Source organism: Xanthomonas phaseoli pv. dieffenbachiae, assembly GCF_008639345.1.
GTDB classification, from domain to species: domain Bacteria; phylum Pseudomonadota; class Gammaproteobacteria; order Xanthomonadales; family Xanthomonadaceae; genus Xanthomonas; species Xanthomonas phaseoli.
In genome coordinates, this window is record NZ_CP041380.1 from 1,433,631 (window position 1) to 1,456,989 (window position 23,359).

Below are 23,359 nucleotides of genomic sequence, written 5' to 3' on the forward strand. Positions count from 1 at the left end.
GGGGAGAACACAAATGAAGAAGCAAGACGTCGCCAGGACTGTCCTGGCCTCGGCGCTGGCCGTTGCGTTGACCGCATGTGGCGGTGGTGGTGGCGGAGGTGGTATCCGTCCAAGCACTCCGGCCGCACCGCCGGTGACCTCGCCACCGCCGCCGCCGCCAACATCGCCGCCAACATCGCCGCCGCCACCGGTGACGACACCCACCACGCCGGAGCCGGCGATCGATGCGCATCTGGCGCTGACCAACGCGCGTGCGGCGCAGGTGCTTGGCTTCACGGGTGCTGGGTACCGCATCGGTGTCATCGATACCGGCATCAATGCCAATCATCCGGCGTTGCAGGGACGCGTCAGCGACAGCTTCATCTATGTGGACCCACGAACCAACAACACCGCGGTGGGCGATGTGGTCGGGCACGGAACCGTGGTGGCCGAGCTGGCCGCCGGGCGTGCGGTCGGGCAATGGCCCGGCGGCATCGCGCCGGGCGCGGGCCTGGTGTCTGCGCGCATCATCAGCGACCGTGCGCCGGAGGATGACGGCAGCGGCGACGGTAACGAGGTCGATGGACCGCTTGGCCTGGGACCGGTGCACGCCGATCTGATCAGTGCCGGTGTGCGCATCATGAACAACTCGTGGGGCGGCCTGTACTGGAACGACCCGACGGTGACCAATCAGATTGCCCAGGAATACCGCCCCTTCATCCTCAGTAACGATGGGCTAGTGGTGTTCGCGTCGGGCAATGAATCGCGCTCGCAGCCCTCCGATACGGCGGCGCTGCCCAGTCAGCCTGGCCCCAACGGAACGCTGCCGGCGGCCGATCTGGAGCGCGGTTGGTTGGTGGTGGGCGCGCTGGATACCGCCAACCCGACGCAACTGGCGTCGTACTCCAACGCCTGTGGTGTGGCGATGCGCTACTGCCTGGTCGCGCCAGGCACGTCGCTGTTCATCGACCCGGACGCCACTGCCGGCAACATCCGTTATTTCTACGGCAGCGGCACCTCGTTTGCAGCGCCGCTGGTCTCCGGTGCGGCTGCGCTGGTGTGGCAGGCATTTCCGTATTTCAACAACGATCTGGTGCGCCAGACCTTGCTGGGAACCGCCACCGACTTGGGAGCTGCGGGCGTGGATCCGGTCTTCGGCTACGGCCTGCTCAACGTCGGCAAGGCAGTGTTGGGGCCGGCACGCTTCGATTGGGGCACGGTGGATGTCAATGTCACCACCTTGCGTTCGACCTGGGCCAACGCCATCAGTGGCACCGGTGGCCTGACCAAGCGCGGCACCGGCACCTTGGTATTGAGCAGCACGGCCAATGCCTTCACCGGCGACACCCAGGTACTTGGCGGCACCTTGCAGACGGCCAGCTTGCAGAGTGCGCGCGTGAGCATCGCCAACGGCGCGCGCTTGGTTGGCGCGGGCAACGTCGGTGGTCGGGTCGACAACGCCGGCACCTTGCAGGTCAACGGCGCAACCGCCTCCATTGCCGGCAACTACACGCAGGCCAGCAATGGTCGCCTGGCGGTGAATGTGGGTGACCGTTTGAATGTGGCGGGCACGGCGACCATCGCAGGCGACCTGCAATTGCTCGGTCGGCGCGACTACGTCGTCAACAACACCACCTACGCGGTGCTGCAGGCGACCGGTGGTTTGCAAGGCACATTCGACACGCTGAGCAGCGGGCCGGCGGTGACCTTTCTGAGCGCCACGCGCAGCTACGACGCCAACACCGCGTATGTGTCGCTGCAGCGCATGGATGTCACCGCGGTCGCCGCGTCGCTGGGCGCGATCGGCACCGCATCGATGGATTCGGCCATCCGCGTCGAGCAGGCGTTCCAGCAGGTCGATGCGCAGCAGTTCCAGGGCAACGGTGCGCTCAGCGGCGGCTTCATTCGCGCTGCAGCTGCCTTGCAACAATCGCCAAACGCCAAGGCCGCCGCCGATTCGCTGCGCAGCCTGTCTGGCCGTGCGCATGCCGATTCTGCGGCGATGACCTTCGACACCATCGACCTGGGTCGCCGCGCACTGGCAGCGCATTTCGATGGGCTCTCGCAACAGCCGCGTCTGTTGGGCAACTGGCAGCGGGCCCTTGGCGGGCCGGGCGAGGGTGGTGCAACCACTTCGGGATTTGCCACCTCCGGCTGGATGATGGGCAACGATGTACGCCTGGCTTCCGGTGCGGTCACCGGTTTTGCGTTCGGCGAAACGCGCTCCAGCAGCCTGGGCGACCTGGATGGGGCACGCGGGCGCGATCGTCAGGTGCAGGCGCAGCTGTATTGGGGCACGACATTGGGCGCTGCGTACACGCTGGGCCAAGTGGGCTTTGGCAACGTCAATCGGCAGATCGAGCGCACCCTGCAGCTGGGCGAAGACCGCAGCAGCGCCTTCAGCGACTACAGCGGCAGTTACCTCAGCAGCAATCTGGAAACCGGGTACCGCCTGGGCGGTGCGCGTGCAAGCCTGACGCCGTATATGGGCCTGGATTACGTGCGTTTGCGCAGCGATGGTTTCCGCGAAAACGGCGGCGATGGCTTCGGATTGCGTGCCAACGCGAATACGTCATCGCGCACGCAGGCACTTGCCGGCGTGCGCTCGGCGTATCGCTGGCGCGGCCTCCAGCTGGGCGGCTATGCGGAATGGCAGCAGGCGCTGAGCAGCGACGGCTTGACGCTGGAGGCCAGCTTCGTGGGGGTGGATGCGTGGGCACCGCTGCGTGGCATGCAGCCGGCACGCTCGGGTGGTCTGTTCGGCATCACCGCTGCTGCGCCGGTTGGCCCGCAGAGCCAGCTGCGTTTCGGTTACGACCAGCGGGTGGGCGAGCGCGGCGACGACCGTGCGCTGAGCCTGAAGTACAGCGCCGATTTCTGATCGGCGTGCATGACGCCCGGGCGCAATGCCCGGGCGTGGCGTTTTCGGCGGCAATCACCTACCACGGTGATCACCTACGACGCTGATCGTCATGCCCAATCCGTCCGTTTCCGGTTACTCGCCGCGCAGTTTGTGCAGGAAGCGCGGCGCAGTGCGGCCCAGCGGCAGCTTGAGCTTGCTGATGGACTCGATGCGCGCTTCGGCAATCCGGTCGGCCGCCTGCTGCGGCGAAACGTCCAGCTGCGTGGACAGATCGAAGACCTTTTCCAGGTTGTGATAGATGCTGCGGATCAGCCGCATCGCGCGCTCGCGGTTATAGCCGTCGATCTCCAGCGACACATTCATCACTCCGCCCGCATTCACCACGTAATCGGGCGCATACAAAATGCCGCGCCGATGCAGCTCTTCGCCAATGGCGGCGCTGGCCAGCTGGTTATTGGCCGTGCCGCAGATGATCTTGGCCTTGAGTTGCGGCAGCGTGTCTTCGTTGATGGCACCTTCCAGCGCGCACGGGGCAAACACGTCGGCCGACACCTGATGGATTTCATCCGGGCGCACCGCTTCTGCACCGTATTCGGCCACCGCGCGGTCCACCAGCGCCTGATTCAGGTCGGCCACATAGAGTTTTGCGCCGCGTTCCTTGAGCAGCTTCACCAACTCCATGCCGATATGGCCCAGCCCCTGGATCGCGATGCTGGCCTTGCCGACTTCTTCGTGGCCGAGCTTGCGGTTGAGCGAGGCCATCAGCGCCTGCAGCGCGCCATAGGCTGTGAACGGCGCTGGGTCGCCGGAGCCGCGATGCACCTGGTGCACGCCGGTGACGTACTCGCTTTCCAGGTAGATCTGCTCCATGTCGTTGACGTCCGTGCCGACGTCCTCGGAGGTGATGTAGCGCCCGCCGAGGGTGTCGACGAACCGGCCGAAGGCGCGGAACAGCGCTTCGGTCTTGTCGGTCCGAGGGTCGCCGATGATGACCGCCTTGCCGCCGCCGACATTCAGGCCGGCCAGGGCGTTCTTGTAGGTCATGGTGCGGCTCAGCCGCAGCGCGTCGTTGAGTGCCGCCTCGCTACTGGCATATGGGCGCATCCGCACGCCACCCAACGCTGGCCCAAGGCGCGTGCTGTGCAGGGCGATGATCGCCTTGAGCCCGGCGTCGCGGTTGTGACAGAAAATCACCTGCTCGTGGCCGGTGGTATCGAGGGTGTCGAAAAGCATCGAAGGCTCCGCGGGGCTGCGTGATGTGCCTTCCCTGAAGCCGGGCGTGCACCCGTGCCGTGGGAAACAAAAAACGCGACGTTTGCAGATCCTGTCCGATCACGTCGCGTTGCAACATTTTAAACCACGTCGGCAGGGGGTTGTGTATGAATCTGTTCACCAATCCCGGTAGCGTTGCTGGCGGAACCACAGCGTCCCCAGCCATTTGCTGCCTGCCGTGACCGGCAGGCCGGCGTGCAGCGAATCGGCGTCCGGGCGGCCATCGGCATGCAGGTTGTCGAAGCAGACCAGTGTGCCGGGACGTGGCCGTACGCGAACGCCGGCGACCGGAAATTCGGTGTCGCCACCGGCGCCGACGTCGTTGAGATAGACGCAGACGGTGCGCTGGCGGTTGCCGGCGGTAGGACGGTCGGCGGCGATCGTTCCGGGCGGCAGGTAGTCGCGGTGCGCGCGGTACTGCTCGCCCGGTGCGTAGCACAACACCGAGAGCGGTTCTGCGTGGGCGAGCGGGAGCTGCGCGCAGGCCGCCAACCGCGCCTGCGCGGCACGCGCGGCGAAGTCCTCGATGATAGGTCCAATGTCGCACCGCGGCTGGTGCGGACCGGCGCGCGCTGGGTGCTGGCATCGTTGGGATCGATCACCTTCGAGGCACGCAGATGCGGTCGCGCCAGCAGCATGAGCAAGCGGCATTCGTCGGCCGACAGGACTGCGGCATATTCTTCGATGCGTGGGGCTGTGTGGCGTCGCACCGGGCCAACACGCGGCGCGAATGCGATGCGGTGATCGTCGGTGTCGTCTGCGGGGTCCGGCGGCGCGACGTCCACTGCCGGTAGCGCGGTCATGCCCAGGGGCTGCAGCTGCTGCATGAGCTGTGCAGCGGCGTCGGGCTGGGGCGGCACGCCTTCGCCACGCAGCAGGCGCTCGGCCAACAGGGCGGCCGACACCGCATCGCCGCCTGCCGCTGCGCGTTCCAGCAAGGCCACGCACTGCCGTTGCCGCTCCGGATGCGCCACACGCCCGTGATGGATGGCGATGGCGCGTAGCGCTGGCGGGTAGTCGGCAGCGGCTGCCGACTGCAGTCGATCCTGCGCAGTGCCGGCCAGGGCCAGCGGCTGCTCTCCCACCGCCAGGGTCGCCAGCAGATAGCCTGCTGCCGCAGTGCCCTGCCGCTCGGCCAGCTCCCAGTACGCCCGCGCCTGACCGACGTCCGCCTCGCAACCGACGCCATAGGCCCGCATGCGCCCGGCTTCGACCTGCGCCAGCGCATCGCCGGCGGCCGCGCTGCGCGAATACCAGGACAGCGCTTGTTCCGGTTGGCCGGCTCGCACCAGCGCCTGGGCCAGCGCGTTGATCGCGCCGGGTTGCTGGCGTTGCGCGGCGCGGGTGAGGTCTGCAAGAGAGGAGGGCTGCATGCGCGCATCCTAAAGTGGCCAACGCCCCGAGCGAGCGGTCGTCAGGCGCAGGTTGGCGGCGCGCTCGGAACTGCAGTGCACGAAAGTGTAAGAGTGGGACTGGCGATCCAGGGCAGCGGCGGCGTGCGCGCCCGCCTGTCGGTGAGCGCAGCGGTTCGGTCAGCCACGCCGGGCTGCACGTCCTGCATTGCTCAGCGATCGGCAGACAGGGCCAATTGCGTCAGATACAGGCGCAAATCGAATTCCAGCTGGTGATAGTCCGGGGTCATGTGGTTGCAGAGCTGGTAGAAGGCCTTGTTGTGATCGGCCTCCTTCAGGTGCGCCAGTTCGTGCGCCACGATCATCTGCAAGAACGGTTCCGGCGCGTCGCGAAACACCGAAGCGATGCGGATCTCGCGGCTGGCCTTCAGGCGACCGCCGTGCACGCGGGAGACCGCCGTATGCGTGCCCAGGGCGTGTTTGACCACATGCAGATGATTGTCGTACATCGCCTTGTGCAGGGTCGGCGATGAGCGCATGTAGCGCTCCTTCATCGCCTTGACGTACTCGTAGAGATGGCGATCGGTGCGGATTGCGTGCCGGTCCGGGTAACGCCGCGCCAGCACGGTGGCGAGCTTGTCCTGCGCGATCAGCTCACGCACCTGATCCAGGACGGCGGGCGGGTAGCCGGTGAGGTAGCGAAGAGTGTCCATGGCGATCTGTCGCGGGCAAGCACGCATGATCGCCGATGTATCGGTTACTGACCAATCCACGCGTGCAGGTGCGTGACTACGCACCGGGCGCATGCGCGCCGAGTCGATGTGGCAGGCGCGTGCATCTGTTGCGCTCAGTGCGCTTTGCACGATGCGATGCGGATGTGGTGTTCGGTCGTGTACGGACGGCCCCGCGCGCTGCTGTGTTGATGTCTCCACGAGCGCGCGCGCCTGCGTGGAAGCGCTGCCTGTTCTCTGAATGCACCGCATGTATTGCAGCGTGTGTCAGGCGTATTCACGAGTGCGGCACATTCGAATAGGTAGCGTGCGATGCATGTCTTGTGGCGCTGCGCCGCAAGCACACGATCGAACAACGGCACGGTGCCGATGAGGAGACAACATCATGATCAAGTGGGCCATCATTTTCGCAATCATCGGCTTGATCGCCGGTGCGCTGGGCTTCGGCGGCATGGCCGGCGCGGCGATGGGGATTGCCAAGTTCCTGTTCTGGGCGGGCATCATCATCGCCATCGTGCTGTTCGTGCTGGGCATGACGATTGCCAAGAAAGTGACCTGACGCAGATTGCACAGCCGGGCACGCGCGTTGCGGCCTGCTATCCTGCCTGTGAAGCAAAGGAGCGGCCAATGGCCGCTCTTTTTTTACCGAAGCGCTGGCAAGCATGTCGGCTGCAGGCGACCTCAAGCGTGGTGCGCGAGCGCGCTTCTGCCTTAAACGCCGGTATCGTCGGCAGTGGTATGCAAGGCGATGTTGAGTTGATCGATGGTCACGATCCAGTCGGCATCGTCGAGGCGTTCTTCACGCAATAGTTGGGATTGGGCAGGCGTCCAGAACGGCGCTTCTTCCAAGCGCATATCGCCCGGCAGCGGGGAATGCTCGGCAATGAAGCTGCGAATGCTGGCTTCGTCGGACGGCAGGCCAAGCTGGGCGAAGAGTTCGGAAAACGGGTGGACGGGCTGTTCCATTGCTGTTCCTTCGTGGATGCGGGTGGCGGAGTGCTTGCTCACTGCCGCGCGTGCGGCCGGTGGCGGTGATTTGATGCTAGTTCAACTAGCTTGAGCGTACTGTGCACGTGCGGCTTGGATTTGCCTGCGCGAATGACCATATGTGTGTCCAGACCAGCGAGGTGAGCGACCATGGCGACCGGATGGGCGGGTGATGGAGCGGTACAGGACCAGATCGATGCCACTGTCGACGATGCGATCAAGCGCGCACGGAGTCAGCTGCATCAAGGGCCGAGTCTGACGCACTGCGAGGAGTGCGACGCACCGATTCCCGAGGCGCGTCGCAAGGCAGTGCCCGGCGTGCATTTGTGCGTAAGTTGCCAAGAGGCGCACGACCAGGAGCAGGCCGCGCAAAGCGGCTACAACCGTCGCGGCAGCAAGGACAGTCAGCTGCGTTGAGTTTGATGGGCCATGCACTCGGTGCAGTCGCGACCGCGCTCACGGCATCCGGCGCCGCTACCGCAAGCCAACGCTGCAGTGGAGCCTGCCGTGGTCGCCGAAGTGTGCCGCTTGCGGACGCTGCCGTGTTTGCGTTCTGCCACTGGCGAACTCGCCGCCGTCACGCGTCTTCGCCTTGCGCCTAGTTGGCGTTGAAGCTGCCGGTCTCGCGCCAGCGACGCGTCGTACGCTGGAAAAACAGGCTGTTGGGGACTTGCAGTACGCTACCGGCACGCTCGCCGGTTTCTTCCAGCGTGGTGTAGATCACGTTGATATCGATCACACGTCCCTTCAAGCCGGGCTTGTCGCCGCCTTCGAGTACCTCGATGTGATCGTGCAGGCGAAATGGCCGCGTGGTGATGATCAGGAACGTGCAGAAAATATTGGACAGCACGCTCCATGCAGCGAAGAAGGCCACTGCGCCGACGGCTGCGAACCCGGTGAATGCAGTCCACAAGGTGCCACCCGAGACGCCGACGACCCGCAGCACCATCAGCAAGGCACTGACCGAAATGACGAAACTGCCGACGCGGCGGATACCGATCATCATTTCGGCCGGCACGCTGTAACGCGTGCACAGCCGCCGCAGCAATTGCCGGAGCAGCAGGCGGACCAGCGCGGCAACTGCCAGAATCAGCACGATCTTGACCGTCGGCACCGCAATCGCCAGCCATGCTGGATTCCAATGGGGCAACAGGCTGCGGATCATGGCGGGCAACGCATCGGCGGCAGACATCTCAGCGTGCAGGATCAAAAGGGGCATTCATTGTAGCGGGCCAACTCTGCGCTGTCGGTGTGCAGCGTGAATGCATGCGCGTCTGCGCATGTAGACGTGCCGCAGATTGCACGCGTTCAATGCGTGCATGCCCACACGCGCATGCAGGTGGAGTCGGCAGGTACACGCCTGGGGGGGTAGCGCGGATGCGGCGCAAGGCGCCGACGCCCCGCAGCGTTCGGTTGCCGCGCATCGGCAGCCTGTGCGAAGTCATTGCGTGGGGCGTCGCCACAAGCGACACGACATCGCATTGGAGGTACGTTCCTGCGTGATGCGTCTGCATGACAGCGACGTACCCCAGAAACAAACATGCCACCTTGCGGTGGCATGTCGATACAACAATCCAACTTCGCGGCACCATGCACTGCAACCTGCCGCGGTGTTGGCTGCGTCAGGCGGTTTTGTCGCCGTCGTTGCGCGCCGGGCCGAAGTTGGTGGTGAGCACTTCGATCCGGCCGCCGGTCTTGCGGAACGCGGCGATGTCGGCAGCGATGCGCTCACGACTGAGCGGCTGCGACTTGCCTTCGCTGCGAGCGATGCTGGGCTGGGATTTCTGCTTGGTCGCGGGACGTGCCATGTGGCCTCCTGTAGCGGGGAAGTGCGGTGACACCGCGTGCGGCTAGGGTGGCGCGCGCGGAAGCGGTGTCGAGAGTGCGACGGCGTTCGGTGCGCCATTGCGGTGGCACGGTGTGCGTGCCATTGCAGGCAAGACGGCTGGGCGTCGAGCAGCAACCGCACATTCTAAGGGATGAGGTGGCAGCGCGTGTTAATCGCCCGACGAGTGGGCCTGTGCGGCGGCCCAGGCCAAGCCCTGGACCACACCGAATGACGGATCGCCATGCACCAGGCGCGATTCGGGGAACGCAGCGGCCACGGTCTCGCGGATGTAGCCGGCCCGCGACATGCCGCCGGTCAGGAACACCGTCGTCGGTGCGGCCGCCATGTCGGCGCGCACCTGTTCCAGCAGGCTCGCCAATTCGCCGAGATAGCTGGAAGCGGACGCAACCAATGCATCGGCCTGCACGTCCACGCCCAGGCCGCGCTCGATGAAGTCGAGCGCGGCCTGGTGCCGATCCGCCTCGCTGAGCGCGATCTTGCAGGCTTCCACGCCGCGATACAGGCGCGCGGTGTTGCCGGTGTCCTGCAGGGCCTGCAGGCGCTTGTCGAAGGGGGCGGGCACGTCCTGGTACTTGTGCAGGCGAAATTCGCGCTGTCGCGTCATGTCCTGCACCATCGCCGCCTCCACGTAATGGTGGGTGGGCACGCGGGTGATGCCGCGGCCGAACAGTGGCATGTAGGCCGCCAGGCTCAGCGCCAGATCGATATCGGTACCGCCTCGCGCAATTCCCCAGGCACGGTGTACCTGCGGCGCAGCGCTGCCACCGACGCTGGCATGGGCAATGTCGGTGGTGCCGCCGCCGATATCCACCACCACGGTGTCGTGGCGGCTGTCGTGGCTGACGTGGTAATGCATCGCGGCCGCTGCAGGTTCTTCGAGAAAGTCCACATTGTCGAAACCGGCGGCGATCGCGGCGGTCTGCAGGATCTCCAGCGCCTGCGCATTGCCGGCCTCGCCGATCGAACTGCGAAATTGCACCGGCCGGCCCAGGGTGGCTTGGCGGATGTTCACATCGAACTGGCGCGAAGCGGTCAGTCGGATATGTTCCAGCACATGGGTCGCGATGCCGGTAATGGTTTGGCGCGCGCGCGGATGCAGGTTGTAGCCCAGCATCGACTTGGGGCTCTGCACCAGGCTGCCTTCGCCTTCGAGAAAATACGCATCCAGCGCTTCGTCGCCGTAGACGGCGTTCTGCAGCAGGGCAGCGGAACTGCGTGGCTCACGTACCTGCTCTTCCATCCACTGCCGCCGCACGATGCGGATCGCGTCGCGGCGCAGGCTGTCGTTGTTGGGAGTGCGGCCGGCGGCCAATGCATCGCGGCGGCCCGAGTCGATGAGCCGCTCCACCTCGTACTCCAGCGCTGGCGTCAGGCTGAAATTGTCCGGGTCGCGCATGGTCTCGGGAAAATACACGGTGGTGCGGAACTGCAAGGCCTCGCCGAAGCGCACCGGCACCACCTGCCCATCCACGATCGCCGCGGCGGCGGAGTTGCTGGTACCGAAGTCGATGCCGAGTTTCATTCAGACGGGCCTGGAGAGCGGGCCGCGCACTTTACTACGGCTGCCGCGCCTGCCGTCGAGACCGGCAGCGTCGGTGATGCCAGTGGCCGAACACAGGCGCTGTGTCGGGCACTGGCCGCGCCGCAGCCACGCGGGCGCGGCGCGCGCTCCGGTCAGGCCGCCAGCTCGGCCACGTGACCGTCGTTCAATTCCTGCGTGGTGGCCTCGCGCACTGCCACCACCTCGACCGCAAAGTGCAACGTTTGCCCGGCCAGTGGGTGGTTGCCGTCCACGGTGACCTGGTCAGGGCCGACCTCGGTCACTGTGACCAGGACCGGGCCCTGCTGCGTGCGCGCTTCGAACTGCACGCCGGGGACCACTTCCACATCGGTCGGAAACGCATCGCGGGGCACCTGCTGGATGAGCTGCGCATGACGCGGGCCATAGCCCTGTTCGGGCACGACGTCGGCGGTGAGCGTATCGCCCAGCTGCTTGCCTTCCAGTGCCTGCTCCAGGCCGGGCACGATGTTGCCGGCGCCATGCAGATAACTCAGCGGGGTGTCGGGCGTGGAGCGGTCCAGCACTTGGCCGTTGTCGTCGGAAAGGGTGTAGTGAATGGTCGCAACGCGACCTTGGCTGATTTCCATTGGAAACCTCCATGACGGGTGATCGAGGGGAATGCATCGGCTGATTCACGATGCGAAGAGATGCCGCACGCACACCGTAGGCAATCGCACCGGATCATGCAACCGCAGCCGGGTTTGCGGTTGAGGCGGGGATCAGCTTGGCGGCACGACGCCACGACCAGGCTCGCGCCGGCTACGTCAGCGCGACCACGGATTGAAGCGGGGTGTGGGTCGGGCCGACCGTCCTCAGCGCGATCGGCGAGTTCGGCAATGGCGCTTGGTTAGAACGACACGCGCAACCCCGCAGCGACCGATAGGCATGTCCATCACGACATCTGCATACCGCACGCTCCGGTCTCCCTCAGTTCGGCTCTGCGCCGCTCTCGATCTGCGCACGCCGTGCACGCCAGGTTTCCGGGGTCTGCGGCTTGATGAACAGGGCGGTGAGTTCGGGATGTTGCTGCTTGGCAGCGGCTTCGATTCGCCCGACGCAGGCCTCGATCTGCGGTGTGGTGCGACTGTCTTCGAACTCGGCGCTCAACGCCGCCACCACCTGGTTGGGGCCCATCTGCATGGTGAGCACGCCATTGGCCGCACGCACGTCCGGGTCGCTGGCGGCGATGCGCAGCAGCGAGTCGGTGACATGCGCATGCGCCGGCTCGCCGATCAGCAGGCCCTTGGTTTCGCGCGCCAGCAGGAACGCGGTAAATGCCAGTACCCCGGCGATGCCGATCGAAGCGATGCCGTCGAGTTCGGGCATGTCGAACAATTGCGCACCGGCCAGGCCGAGCAGCGCCATCAGCAGGCCGATCAATGCGGCGCTGTCTTCCAACAATACGGTGAAGGTGGTGGGGTCCTTGCTCTGGCGAAATGCCTGGAAATAGCCCATGCGGCCTTTCTTGGAGCGAAATTCGCGTACCGCCACCACCCACGAAATGCCTTCGAACACGATCGATACGCCGAGCACGCAGTAGGCGATCAGATGGCTCTTGGCCGGCTCGGGGTTGCGTAAATGCACGATACCTTCGTACAGCGACACGCCTGCACCCATCGCAAAGACCAGCAGGGCGACGATGAAACTCCAGAAATACAGCTCGCGCCCGTAACCGAACGGATGGGTCGGGGTGGGCGGCTGTGCGGCGCGGCGCAAGCCATACAACAGCAGCACTTCGTTGACGGTGTCCACCAGCGAATGCACGCCTTCGCTGAGCATGGCCGAGCTGCCGGAGATGCCGGCGGCGATGAACTTGGCCACGGCAATGGCCAGATTGCCCGCCAGTGCCACGTACACCACCACGTGCGACCCCTTGGTCTTGCCTGGGCCGTTACCGCGGCCGGCGTCGCCCTGTTCGGGGCGAGGGGAGGGCGGGATTGTGCGCGAGGAAGGGGACACTGGCTGATGGGACACGCGCGACCTGCGGGGCATTCGACAAGCGCCGCACTATCGCGCCATCGCCGTGCCGGGTGCGTGATCGCGCACCCGGGCGGCTACAATCCACGCCCGCTTCGATCAAGGAATTGCATGCCTACCGTCCCCGCCTGCCCGCAATGCGGACTGGACAACACCTATGCCGATGGCGCGACGTCGATCTGCGCCGAGTGCGGCTTCGAATGGAGCGCGGGCGATGCCGCGGCAGACACGACGGTGGTGCGCGACAGCAACGGCAACGTGCTGCAGGCCGGCGACACGGTCACCGTGATCAAGGATCTCAAGGTCAAGGGCTCTTCGATCCCGCTCAAGCAGGGCACGGTGATCCGCAATATTCGCCTGGTCGAAGACGATGCCGAGCACATCGAGGGCAACTCGGAAAAGATCAAGGGCCTGGTGTTGAAGACCTGTTTCCTGCGCAAGGCATAGGCGCGGTTGACCAGCGGCGCCGCAGAACGCGATGGCGCCAAGCCGGCGCGCGCATCGCCCCTATGCGCAGCGCACCTGAGGCTAGGGAAGTGCAGGCCCGTTGCGCTGATCGCGCGGAGACACCGCCGTTACCCTGCCGCGCTGTCGCATCCACCAGCGCATGTCGCGGCGGGCGCTGCTCAAGCCACCTTGCTGGCCGACACCGCCGCGTGCGCCGGCGCCGGCTTATCGCATCCAGCGCATCGACCTTGTCACCCGGATTGCCGCAGGTCGCATTCGAACCCATCCCGGCGACGAAGCGGATTGGCGGCGCGCCGCTGAGTTCGCGGCAGCCGTCCAGCAATCGACCCGGTCGTGACGGTGCACACCGGGATGAGGTGGCGGCACTTCCATCAACAAACCCTGGCTGTCGGGCCGCATAGTAAGCGGTGCATTTGCAAGACCGGCAGCTGCTTATCGGCCACCAGCAGGATGCAGCGCATCGGCGTTACCCACGCAACCGCACCATGCCAGGTGGCAGGTGCGGTCGCGCGGTGAGGTGCTGATCAGGCGATCACTTCGGCAATGCGGGGTAATCGGTGTAGCCCTTGGCACCGCCGCCGTACATCGTTGCCTGATCGATCTCGGCCAGCGGCGCGTTCTCGCGCAGCCGGCGCACCAGGTCCGGGTTGGCGATGAACGGGCGGCCGTAGGCGATCGCATCGGCGTAGCCGCTGCTGATGGCGTGTTCGGACATGCCGCGGTCGTAGCCGTTGTTGGCGATCCATGCGCCGTCGAACTTGGCGCGCAATGCGGCGTAGTCGAAGGCGATGTTGTCGCGCGGGCCGCCGGTGGCACCTTCGATCACGTGCACGAAGGCCAGCCCGCCGATCAGATTCAGGCGCTCGACCGCACGCTCGAACAGCGGCTGCGGGTCGGAGTCGTGCGCGCCGTACACCGGGGGCACCGGCGACAAGCGCACGCCGGTGCGCTCGGCGCCGATTTCATCGGCAATCGCCTGCACCACTTCGGCAAGCAGGCGGGTACGGTTTTCGATATCGCCACCGTAGGCGTCGGTGCGCTGGTTGGAGCTGTCGCGCAGGAATTGGTCCAACAAATAGCCGTTGGCCGCATGCACTTCCACGCCGTCGAAGCCGGCATCGAGCGCGTTGCGCGCCGCGATGCGGTAGTCCTCGATCAAGCCGGGGATTTCGTCCAGTGCCAGCGCGCGCGGCTCGGACACGTCCTCGAATCCGTTCTTGGTGAAGGTCTTGCCTTCGGCGCGAATGGCGCTGGGCGCAACCGGCACTTCGCCCGGCGGCAGCACACTGGTGTGCGAGACACGGCCGACGTGCCACAGCTGTAGCACGATCTTGCCGCCGCGGCGATGCACTTCATCGGTCACGGCGCGCCAGCCGTCGATTTGTTCCTTGGTGTAGATGCCGGGCGTATCGAGGTAGCCCTGGCCCAGCGGACTGATCTGGGTGCCTTCGGCCACGATCAGGCCGGCGGTGGCGCGCTGGCCGTAATACTCGGCGGCGAGCGGCGAGGGCACCTGGCCCGCGACGGCGCGGTTGCGCGTCAGCGGGGCCATGATCACGCGGTTGGCAAGATCCAGCGCGCCCAGGCGCACCGGCGAGAACAAGGGGGATTGAGTGGATTTGGACATCAGCAGCCAGTCGAAATTGATCACGCGCCAGGCGCGACGCCGCGCCGATCGCGGTGCCCGGTAGCGATGGTGGCGGACTCGAGCAGATTCGAGCGATGCAGATAGGACACAGCGTCCCTGTCGCGTCGAATGCGTTGTAACTGTGATGGAGTGGGCGCTGGGACTGAACAGGCCGTGGTGTCGCGCTTTCCTGCTCTGCTGCATTGCACAATAATAGGCCGCCCCGCCATTCCTGGAGTCGGGCATGACCGATACCGCTTTTTCCTCGTCACGCGTGTCCCGGCGCGATTACGTGCTGATCCTGCTTGCGCTGGCGATGGGCGGCTTCGCGATCGGCATCAGCGAATTTTCCACCATGGGCCTGATGACGCAGATTGCGCAGGGCTTGCAGATCACCGAACCGCAGGTCGGTCACGTCATCAGCGCGTATGCACTGGGCGTGGTGGTTGGTGCGCCCTTGCTGGCGATCCTGGGCGCGCGCTGGCCGCGGCGCACCTTGTTGCTGATGCTGATGGTGTTCTATGCGCTGGGCAACGTGGCCAGCGCATTGGCACCGAGCTACCACACCATGCTGCTGTGCCGCTTTATCGCCGGGCTGCCGCACGGCGCCTACTTCGGCGTTGCGTCGCTGGTGGCCGCATCGATCAGCCCGCCCAATCAACGTGCCACTGCAGTGGGGCGGGTCTTGTTGGGGTTGAGCGTCGCGTTGCTGGTGGGCAACCCGCTGGCAACCTGGCTGGGGCAAATCGTGAGCTGGCGCTGGGCCTATGCGTCGGTGTCGGTGATTGCGCTGGGCACGGTCGCCGCTGTGGCGATCCTGTTGCCGCCGCAGCCGGAGGAGCCGCGCCAGCAGCCGCTGCGTGAATTGCGCGCGTTCAATCAGCCGCAGGTGTGGCTGGCATTGGCGATCGGGGCGGTGGGTTTTTCCGGCATGTTCTGCGTCTTCAGTTACCTTGCGCCGACCTTGACTGCGGTGACCGGCGTGACCGCAGCGCGTATCCCGTTGGCGATGGTGGCATTCGGCGTGGGCGGGGTGCTGGGCAGCATCCTGGGCGGTTGGTTGTTCGACCGCATGCAGTTCCGCGCGGTGCCGGTGTTGCTGCTGTGGTCGATGGTGGTGATGCTGACGTTTCCGCTGGCAGCGCTATCAGACGTGTGGGTGTTCGTCTCGATCGTGGCGGTCGGCACCATGGGGGCGTTGGCGCCTGCCTTGCAGACGCGTTTGATGGACGTGGCAGCAGAAGCGCAGACCCTGGCCGCAGCCTCCAACCATGCAGCGTTCAATACGGCCAATGCATTGGGCCCCTGGCTGGGCGGCATGGCGATCACGGCAGGTTGGGGATGGACCTCCACCGGCTATGTCGGCGCGGCCACCGCGCTCGGTGGGTTGCTGGTCTATGCAGCGGCGGTGTGGCAGGAGCGTCATCAGCAGCGCACGGTGTTGACGAACTGCTGAGTGGTCGGTGCCGCGACGGGCAAGCGCTCGCGGCAACGTTCGCCACGCGGCAGCCGCTTGCGCCGCGATGCGGCGATCCGCAGACCATGGCGTCGCCACAGCCATCTCACGTGGTAGCGGCGAGACTTGGTGCCCAACCAAGCGGACCGAACAGTGCCATGACCGAGTTCACTCCACCGCCGTGGAAGCGCGCCAATCCCAAGGGCAAGGCGAAGTCGACGCCATTGACCGACGCGCAAAAGGCAGCGGCCAAGCAGCGTGCAGAAGAAGCGGGACGGCCGTATCCGAACCTGGTCGACAACATGTGGGCCAGTCGCCAGCCGAAGTGATCTTGACCCGCTGTTGGCATGGATGAATTGCAATTCATCGCCTGCACGACGGTGTGAGGAAGACGCCCGCATCGCTCACATATCGATTATGCAGGCGGGGCGAGGATGAGGCCGTACACAACGCGACGGCAATGCAATCGAGCCATCGATTGACTCACCTTCCGCCGCATGCGCAGTCATCGCACCGTGCAGCGTCGGCCCATCCCAACAAGGAGCCACACATGAGCATTCAGAGCAAAACCGAGCATAGCCTCAACGACCTTATCGCCATCTCGCGCGACGGCAAGGACTTCTATGAAGAAGCCGCGGCCAAGGTGGGCGACGCAGAGCTCGCGACGCTGTTCCGTCGCATTGCCGGCGTCAAGACCGACATCGTCAGCAGCCTGAGCAGTGTGGTCACCGCCGCCGGTGGAACGCCGGAACAGCACGGCACCATGGTGGGCAGCATGCAGCAGTTCTACGGCAAGGTTCGTGCAACCCTGGGCGACACCAAGTACGGCTATGTGGCCGAATTGGAAGAGTCCGAAGACCGTCTGTTGAAGGCGTTCGATCAGACCATCGCCGACCAGGACACCCCGGCCGCTGCACGCGAAGCCGCGCTGCGCCTGCTGCCGGAAGTGCGCGCTTGCCATGACGTCATGCGTAACCGCAAGCATGCGATGAAGAGCGCTGCATAAATCGAGTGCAGAACCGAAGTGCATCGTCACCGAACCGATGCAGCTCCGGGGTAAGACGATAAAGGCGGAAACGGGCAGCGCAGGCTGCCCGTTTCTTTTTGTGTCGTGGCACGGCGCGCGTGCCTGGCCAACGCCGCAATCGCAGTTCCACGCAATGCGGAACGGTTCCACATCCGCATCCTGCAATTCGGCATATTCGGTGCGCGTCGGGTCTGTTAGTATCCGCCGCCCTTCTTCAGGCAGGCCCGCGTTGCGCGGTCGTGGCATCCACCCATGAAGCAACAGTTCCTGTACCTGTCGTCGGCCGAGGCGCAGTTGTCGCTCGGGCTTGGCGAAGAGAAGACCACCGAACGTTTGTTTTTCGCGGTGATGGCCGATGCGCCCACCGCCGAGCATGCAGCGCGGATCGCCGACAACCTGTTGCAAGGCGGGCACGCCGAAGGCAAGCCGCTTGCGCGCGAACGGCTGCATGTGACCCTGCATCATCTGGGCGATTACGCCGGTGGCCTGCCGCCCTCGTTGGTGAGCCGCGCCAGCCAGGCCGCGACGCGCGTGCAGATGGACGCGTTCGAGGTGGAGTTCGATCGCGTCGGCACCTTCGGTGGCAGGCGCTCGCAGCTTCCCTGCGTGCTGCGTGGCGAAGAGCAGGTGCGTGGGCTTTACGAGCTGCAAGGCGCATTGGGAAAGCAGCTGGCGCATGTCGGCATTGCCGGCGACGCGCAATACACGCCGCACATGACGCTGCTGTACTGCAATCAGGCGGTGCCGCAGCGGCGCTGCGATGCGCTTGCCTGGACCGTACGCGAGTTCGCGTTGGTGCGCAGCTTTCTCGGCCAGTCGCGCTACCAGATCGAAGGCCGCTGGTCGCTGCGCTGATGGGCATGGCCACGCGTACGCGGTAGCCTGCGGCATGGGCATCGTCACGCCATTGCCATTGCACGCCGACCACCTGGCCGCGCTCGAACAGGCCTATGCCACGCCACCGCGCGCTTACCACCACTTCGGCCATGTCCGCGCGGTGCTGCAGCACTACGCAGAGGTCGTCGCCGGGCCGGGCTGGCGCCAGCCGGTGGAGGTCTGGCTGGCGGTGCTGTTCCACGATGCGGTGTATCAGCCCGGACGCAGCGACAATGAAGCGCAATCGGCACGGATGGCGGCCGAATCCATCCCGCGCTGGTGGCCGCAGGCCCAGGTGGATGTCGAGCGGGTGCAGGCGCTGATCCTGCTCACGGCCCGGCATGGGCACGTGCTGCCGCAGGATGTGGATGAAGACGCCGCGCTGTTCCTGGACTGCGACATGGCGATCCTGGCCGCGCCCGCAGCGGTGTTCGATGCCTATGATCGGGCCATCGCCGAGGAGTATCGCGGGCACGTGCCCAGCGTGCTGTTCCGGCTCAATCGCCGCCGGTTCCTGGCCGGTGTGCTCAAGCAACCGCGCATCTTCCTGAGCGACTACTTCCATACCCATCACGACACCGCGGCGCGCGCCAATCTGCGCCGGCGGCTGGGGCGCTGAGCGGCCATGCCCCGGCCGGGCTGCATGCCCGGCTGAGTCCGATGCGCACGCTACAATGCCCGCATGCACGACAGCGCTGCTTCCAGCCCCGACCCACGCCCTATCGCCCCGCAGCCGCCTGCGCCCAACGAATGTTGCGAGAGCGGCTGCCCGCTGTGCGTGCACGATCTGTATGCCGAGGAGCTGACGCGTTACCGCCAGGCCCTGGCCGCGTGGGAGGCGCGCCAGCCGGTGCCCAGCCGCCCCGAAGCCCAATGAGCGCTGTCCCGCGCTTCGCGCTGCAGTCCGGAACGATTATCTTTGAACCACTTTTCCCGATGGTGCGACATGCGACGACTTGAAATGTGGAGCGCGCTCTGCGGCGCGGCGATGTTGACGCTGTCGGGCATGGTCGCCGCGCAGGCGCCGGGACCGGTCAGCCATGGCCGTTTCGAGCAGGTGCCGGTGCTGATGCCAAAGGGCGAGCCGCAACGGGTGGTGATCTGGCTGGCCGGTGCCGGCAATGCCGCCAAGCGCCAGGCCCAGGCAGAAAGCCTGCGCGCAGACGGTGCGATGGTGGCGGTGGTGGATACCGCGCACCTGTACGCGGTGCTGCGCAAGGCCGGCGGCACCTGCACGTTCTCGGTTGGCGACGTGGAAAACTTCTCGCGCTACATGCAGGCCTTCTACCACATTCCCACCTACCGCCTGCCGCTGCTGGTGGGCGATGGCGAGGGCGCGGCGCTGGCCTACGCGATCGCTGCGCAATCCAAGTCGCATGTGCTGGCCGGCGTGCTGACCGACGGGCTGTGCCCGGCCACCGTGTCTAACCAGGCGATCTGCCAGCCGGGTGTCAGCCCGGGCACCAATACATTGTTGCCGGTGCCGCTGCAGATTCCGTGGGTGCTGGCCGCCAGCCAGGACAAACGCTGCCCCGCGGCCACCGAGGAGGGTTTCCTCAAACAGGTGCCGCAGGCGCGAACCTTCCGGCGCTCCGCACAAGGCGACATCCTGCCCGGCCTGCGTGCCGCGGTGCGCTCGTTGGGCGAGCAGAAGGGGGTGGCTTTGCCGCCGCCGCCGGGCGGTCTGGCGGATCTGCCGGTGGTGGAACTGCCGGCCAAGCCCGATGGCGACAGCGACGACGACACCTTCGTGATCTTCGTCTCCGGCGATGGCGGTTGGGCCGGCCTGGACGAAGAGGTGGCCGACGCGCTCGCCGCGCAAGGCATTCCGGTGGTCGGCCTGGATTCGCTGCGTTACTTCTGGACCGAGCGCACGCCGCAAGGCTTTGCCGACGACCTGGATCGCATTGCCCGCATCTATGCGCAGCGCTGGGATCGTCAGCGCGTGGTCTTGATCGGGTTTTCGCAGGGCGCCGACGTGCTGCCGGCGGCCATCAACAAACTGCCGGCGGCGACCAAGCAGAACCTGCGCATGACGGCGCTGTTGTCGGTCGGCAAGCTGGCCGACTACGAATTCCATGTCAGCAATTGGCTGGGCTCGGACGACGAGGGCCTGCCGATCGCGCCGGAGATACAGCGTCTGCCGGCCGGCACGACGGTGTGCATCTACGGCCAGGACGACGGCGATGCGCTCTGCCCGGACCTGCCCGCAAACGCGGCCAAGCGGGTCGCACTGCCGGGCGATCACCATTTCAAGGGCGATTACGCGACCCTGGCCAAGACGATCATGGACCAGTTGCACGCGCTGTCGAAATAAGGCGCAACACCGGTTGCTTTGATGCGCGCGCCGACGTGTCGATGTCGGCGTCTTGACGCTGTACGTCGCTGCCGAAGGCGATGTACAGAAGTCCGATCATTCAATTCCGCCGCCGTGCTTTCCGCCCCGGCGATTCCTTTCGGCCGCCGGCGATGGCATGCGTGCAAACGCCCGCAGCGACATGCGCAAGGTTGGTGAGCGGCCGCGGTGCCGCATCCGGTGTCGGGATGCAGGTGAATCCATCCATGCAAGCGCTCTGGCTGGATCCAGGCCGCCGCACGGTCCCGCCCTCGAATGCGGCACCGCGCCTTCACGTTTCGCCCCCGTTTCTTGGCAGGCCAGCATTGCAGGAACCGAGTGCGCCTGCGCTTCCGGCATCCGCAGTGACCAGTGCCGCCAGACCCGCAGGCCTGGCGCCAGCGTCCCGCCAGGCCTTACTCCTGCCGCCCAGGATCGGCCGAGATCAGGCGGGTGACATCCAGCAAGGCGGCCGGCAGATGCATGCCGCCGGGGGCGACCAGGTAGCGCGGGCGCCAGGTCGGGGCGAACTTCGACTTGAAGCGGCGCAGACCGCTGAATCCGTAGAAGCGCTCGCCGTGCCGCGCGACCAGGCTGGCGAAGCGGTTCCAGCGCCCGGCCAGGCGATGTTCGGCCAGGCCCGACAACGGCGCCATGCCCAGCGAGAACCGCGTGTAGCCGTTGGCCTGGCCCCACAGGAACAACTCGATGAACAGGAAGTCCATGGTGCCCTTCGGTGCCTGCGCGCTGTGCCGCATCAGGTCCACCGAGAGTTCGCCACCGGCCGGTGCCCACCACACATTGGCGAATGCCACGATCTGGCCTTCGGCCTCGGCCACCGCCACTGGGAAGCGACGCAGGTAATCCGGATCGAAGCTGCCCAGCGAGAAGCCTTTCTCTTCGCCGGATTTTTCTTCCAGCCATTGTTCCGACACCTCGGCCAGGCGCGGCAATACCTCCTCCACCTGTTCGGGCGGCAGCATGCGGAAGCTCAGGCCGCCGCGCTTGCCGCGGTTCCAGGCCTGGCGCAGGTCGGCACGGTCGCGGCCTTCCAGGGTGAAACCCTCCAGCGGCACGATCGCCTCTTCGCCCAGCTTGACCAGGGTCAGGCCCATGTCGAGATAGGTCTGCCAGTACCGTTCGCCGACCTGGTAGAACACCGGGCGCAGGCCCATGTGGTCGGCCTCTTCACGGAAGCGCCAGATCAGCGCGCACGCCACCTCCGGCGGACCGACCGGGTCGCCCATGGAAATCAACGAACCGCCATAGCGCTGCATCATCACAAAGCCACGGCGCTGCTCATCCAACAAAAACGCCTTGTCGCCGGTCAGCGCCAGGCAGGCCTGGGTATCGGTGCTGGTGGCCAGGATCGGTGCCAGCGTCTGCAGCGTCTGGGCATCGGCGGCCGGCATCGGCCTGCGCCCACCACGCAGCAGGCGCGCCATGCCGAACACGATCACGCCCACGCACAAGATCAGCGCGGCGCGCAATGCGCGCGGCGCATTGGCCGAGGTGGCGAACTGCCACCACAGATCGTTGCTGTATTCGACATGGCTGTAGACGAAGAACAGCAGCCAGAACGTGGCCACCAGCACCAGGCCCAGGTTGCTCAGCCAGCGCCATGACCAGGCTTCGTCCAGCAGCGCGCCCTGGCGATAGAACTCGCGCCGTGCCGCCCACAGCGCAACTGCTGCCAGCGCCGCCGACAACGACACCGAGATATGGCTGCCGCGCAGCAGCGCCAATGGCGGCAGCAGCAGGCACACGCCCAGCGCCAGCACCCAGGCCGCATGGCTGCGGCGCTGCAGGCCCTGGCCGATCAGCAGCAGCATCATGCCGCCCAGGCTGACCAGCAGGTGCGAGGTTTCGATCAGCGGCAGCGGCGCCACTTCCTGGCGCGCGCGCGGTGTCGGCAGGGTGCCGTCGATCACCAGCGCGGCACCCACCGCAAACACCGCCAACGCCAGAATCTGCGGCAGCCACGGGCGCAGGGTCTTCCACACGGTGCGCGCGGTGCTGGCGCCGACGCGTACCGGCGCGCGCAGCCCGGAGGCGGCCGCCATGGCCACGGAGATCAGCAGCGGCACGATGTAATACGTGACGCGGTAAGCCAGCGCCGCCGCCAGGACCGCGGCAGGGGTCACGTGCGGCAGCAGTTTGAGCAGGCTCCACTCGAACACGCCCAGGCCGGCCGGCACGGTGGAGATCAGCCCGGCCACCACGGCCACCAGCCAGATGCCGATGAAGCCGAAGTAGCCGGTACCGGGGTCCGGCGGCAGCAGCACGTAGAACGCGGCCGCGGCCAGGCCCAGCTCCACCACGCTCAGTGCGGTGACGCCCAGGACCGTGGTGCGGTCCGGTAACCAGAACCGGTGGCTGCGGATGCCGAACTCGCGGCCCTGTTTGCCGACCAGCGCCAGCATGGCGCCGTAGCCGACCAGCAGGACGATGCCGGCGATGCGGATGGCCTGCGCGGTGATCGGCAACGCGCGCGCGGCCGCTTCCGGTTCCAGCAGCAATGCCAGACCCAGCAGCACCCAGGCCCCGAAGATGAAACCAAGTGTGCTCATCAGCACCACCTGGCCGATCTCGGCCAGGGTCAGGCCCACGCTGCCGTAGCCGCGCAGGCGCACGGCGCCGCCGGTGAGAGCGGCAAAGCCCAAGGTCTGCCCGACCGCATGCGCCATGAAGGCAGTGATGCCCACCCGTGCCGGATGCAACTGCTTGCCGGTGCGCTTGAGCCCCACCCAGTCGAAGCCGACCAGGCACGCGTAGCTGCTCAAGCCGAGCAGCAGCGTCAGTGCGATCTGCCCCGCACCCAGCGCACGGAACGCGTGCCGGATCTGGCGATAGCCGTGGTCGGTGAACTGCGACGACAGCGCATGCAGGGCCATCGCCAGGATCGCCAGGCTGATGATGACCGGCAGGGCGCGACGCCAACCGCTGGCGGAGCTTTCGGAGGACGTGGAGGTATCCGTCATGAGGGCAACGGGATCTGC

At 66.2% G+C, this 23,359-nt stretch carries 21 protein-coding genes and 2 pseudogenes; 11 read left to right on the top strand and 12 right to left on the bottom strand.

The window, feature by feature from the left end:
- Positions 1–13 precede the first annotated feature (13 nt).
- Positions 14–2,860, top strand: a complete 2,847-nt coding sequence (locus tag FLG15_RS06600) for an autotransporter serine protease (RefSeq protein WP_150145718.1) — start codon at positions 14–16, stop codon at positions 2,858–2,860.
- A gap of 114 nt (positions 2,861–2,974) precedes the next feature.
- Here FLG15_RS06600 and FLG15_RS06605 read toward each other — a convergent pair whose 3' ends face one another.
- From FLG15_RS06605 to FLG15_RS06615, 3 genes and pseudogenes are all read right to left on the bottom strand, one after another.
- Positions 2,975–4,075, bottom strand: a complete 1,101-nt coding sequence (locus FLG15_RS06605) for a Glu/Leu/Phe/Val dehydrogenase dimerization domain-containing protein (protein ID WP_057679963.1) — start codon at positions 4,073–4,075, stop codon at positions 2,975–2,977.
- Positions 4,076–4,231: 156 nt separating this feature from the next.
- Positions 4,232–5,487: pseudogene (locus FLG15_RS06610) on the bottom strand (2OG-Fe(II) oxygenase).
- A gap of 191 nt (positions 5,488–5,678) precedes the next feature.
- Entirely contained in the window at positions 5,679–6,206 is a 528-nt protein-coding gene (locus tag FLG15_RS06615) for a M48 family metallopeptidase (protein WP_033478454.1), read from the bottom strand.
- Between the two features lie 376 nt (positions 6,207–6,582).
- Between FLG15_RS06615 and FLG15_RS06620 the strand changes: the two genes are divergently transcribed.
- Positions 6,583–6,756 carry a DUF1328 domain-containing protein gene (locus FLG15_RS06620; RefSeq protein ID WP_003489471.1) on the top strand — a complete coding sequence of 58 codons (174 nt, stop codon included), beginning with the start codon at positions 6,583–6,585 and terminating at the stop codon, positions 6,754–6,756.
- A gap of 152 nt (positions 6,757–6,908) precedes the next feature.
- Here FLG15_RS06620 and FLG15_RS06625 read toward each other — a convergent pair whose 3' ends face one another.
- Positions 6,909–7,163 carry a DUF2789 domain-containing protein gene (locus tag FLG15_RS06625; protein WP_008578215.1) on the bottom strand — a complete coding sequence of 85 codons (255 nt, stop codon included), beginning with the start codon at positions 7,161–7,163 and terminating at the stop codon, positions 6,909–6,911.
- 171 nt (positions 7,164–7,334) lie between these two features.
- Between FLG15_RS06625 and FLG15_RS06630 the strand changes: the two genes are divergently transcribed.
- Positions 7,335–7,601: a DksA/TraR family C4-type zinc finger protein gene (locus FLG15_RS06630; protein ID WP_057679071.1), complete on the top strand. Its 267-nt coding sequence runs from the start codon at positions 7,335–7,337 to the stop codon at positions 7,599–7,601.
- Between the two features lie 181 nt (positions 7,602–7,782).
- On the opposite strand, the gene FLG15_RS06635 is transcribed toward FLG15_RS06630, so the two are convergent.
- From FLG15_RS06635 to FLG15_RS06660, 5 genes are all read right to left on the bottom strand, one after another.
- Positions 7,783–8,376, bottom strand: coding sequence for a mechanosensitive ion channel family protein (locus FLG15_RS06635; RefSeq protein ID WP_150145720.1), 594 nt, complete (start codon positions 8,374–8,376; stop codon positions 7,783–7,785).
- A gap of 430 nt (positions 8,377–8,806) precedes the next feature.
- Positions 8,807–8,992, bottom strand: a complete 186-nt coding sequence (locus FLG15_RS06645; protein ID WP_017155632.1) for a hypothetical protein — start codon at positions 8,990–8,992, stop codon at positions 8,807–8,809.
- Between the two features lie 189 nt (positions 8,993–9,181).
- Positions 9,182–10,555, bottom strand: coding sequence for an Hsp70 family protein (locus FLG15_RS06650; RefSeq protein ID WP_150145724.1), 1,374 nt, complete (start codon positions 10,553–10,555; stop codon positions 9,182–9,184).
- A gap of 152 nt (positions 10,556–10,707) precedes the next feature.
- Positions 10,708–11,181: an FKBP-type peptidyl-prolyl cis-trans isomerase gene (locus FLG15_RS06655; RefSeq protein WP_017155634.1), complete on the bottom strand. Its 474-nt coding sequence runs from the start codon at positions 11,179–11,181 to the stop codon at positions 10,708–10,710.
- Between the two features lie 340 nt (positions 11,182–11,521).
- Positions 11,522–12,568 (bottom strand): cation diffusion facilitator family transporter, encoded by a 1,047-nt coding sequence (locus FLG15_RS06660; protein ID WP_057679075.1) that lies wholly within the window; start codon positions 12,566–12,568, stop codon positions 11,522–11,524.
- A 114-nt stretch (positions 12,569–12,682) separates the two neighbouring features.
- Here FLG15_RS06660 and FLG15_RS06665 point away from each other — a divergent pair, with 114 nt between their 5' ends.
- The gene (locus tag FLG15_RS06665; RefSeq protein WP_057679076.1) at positions 12,683–13,018 is read left to right on the top strand and encodes a zinc ribbon domain-containing protein YjdM; all 336 of its coding nucleotides are present in this window, start codon (positions 12,683–12,685) and stop codon (positions 13,016–13,018) included.
- 81 nt (positions 13,019–13,099) lie between these two features.
- Here the strand turns inward: FLG15_RS06665 and FLG15_RS06670 are convergent.
- Positions 13,100–13,361: pseudogene (locus tag FLG15_RS06670) on the bottom strand (hypothetical protein).
- Positions 13,362–13,571: 210 nt separating this feature from the next.
- Positions 13,572–14,690: an alkene reductase gene (locus FLG15_RS06675; RefSeq protein WP_150145726.1), complete on the bottom strand. Its 1,119-nt coding sequence runs from the start codon at positions 14,688–14,690 to the stop codon at positions 13,572–13,574.
- A gap of 220 nt (positions 14,691–14,910) precedes the next feature.
- Here FLG15_RS06675 and FLG15_RS06680 point away from each other — a divergent pair, with 220 nt between their 5' ends.
- The 7 genes from FLG15_RS06680 to FLG15_RS06710 all read left to right on the top strand — a co-directional run bounded on the left by FLG15_RS06680 (position 14,911) and on the right by FLG15_RS06710 (position 20,342).
- Positions 14,911–16,122: an MFS transporter gene (locus FLG15_RS06680; protein ID WP_057679078.1), complete on the top strand. Its 1,212-nt coding sequence runs from the start codon at positions 14,911–14,913 to the stop codon at positions 16,120–16,122.
- 158 nt (positions 16,123–16,280) lie between these two features.
- Positions 16,281–16,451 (top strand): hypothetical protein, encoded by a 171-nt coding sequence (locus FLG15_RS06685; protein WP_057679079.1) that lies wholly within the window; start codon positions 16,281–16,283, stop codon positions 16,449–16,451.
- Between the two features lie 221 nt (positions 16,452–16,672).
- Positions 16,673–17,128, top strand: a complete 456-nt coding sequence (locus FLG15_RS06690) for a PA2169 family four-helix-bundle protein (RefSeq protein WP_017158528.1) — start codon at positions 16,673–16,675, stop codon at positions 17,126–17,128.
- Between the two features lie 273 nt (positions 17,129–17,401).
- The gene (thpR, locus tag FLG15_RS06695) at positions 17,402–18,004 is read left to right on the top strand and encodes an RNA 2',3'-cyclic phosphodiesterase (RefSeq protein WP_057679080.1); all 603 of its coding nucleotides are present in this window, start codon (positions 17,402–17,404) and stop codon (positions 18,002–18,004) included.
- A 34-nt stretch (positions 18,005–18,038) separates the two neighbouring features.
- Entirely contained in the window at positions 18,039–18,644 is a 606-nt protein-coding gene (locus FLG15_RS06700) for an HD domain-containing protein (protein ID WP_057679081.1), read from the top strand.
- A gap of 63 nt (positions 18,645–18,707) precedes the next feature.
- Complete coding sequence (locus FLG15_RS06705; RefSeq protein WP_057679082.1) at positions 18,708–18,902, top strand: oxidoreductase-like domain-containing protein; 195 nt, start codon at positions 18,708–18,710, stop codon at positions 18,900–18,902.
- A 69-nt stretch (positions 18,903–18,971) separates the two neighbouring features.
- On the top strand, positions 18,972–20,342 hold the full coding sequence (locus FLG15_RS06710; protein WP_057679083.1) for a virulence factor: 1,371 nt from the start codon (positions 18,972–18,974) through the stop codon (positions 20,340–20,342).
- A gap of 434 nt (positions 20,343–20,776) precedes the next feature.
- Here FLG15_RS06710 and mprF read toward each other — a convergent pair whose 3' ends face one another.
- Positions 20,777–23,341 carry a bifunctional lysylphosphatidylglycerol flippase/synthetase MprF gene (gene mprF, locus FLG15_RS06715; RefSeq protein WP_057686991.1) on the bottom strand — a complete coding sequence of 855 codons (2,565 nt, stop codon included), beginning with the start codon at positions 23,339–23,341 and terminating at the stop codon, positions 20,777–20,779.
- Positions 23,342–23,359: the final 18 nt, after the last annotated feature.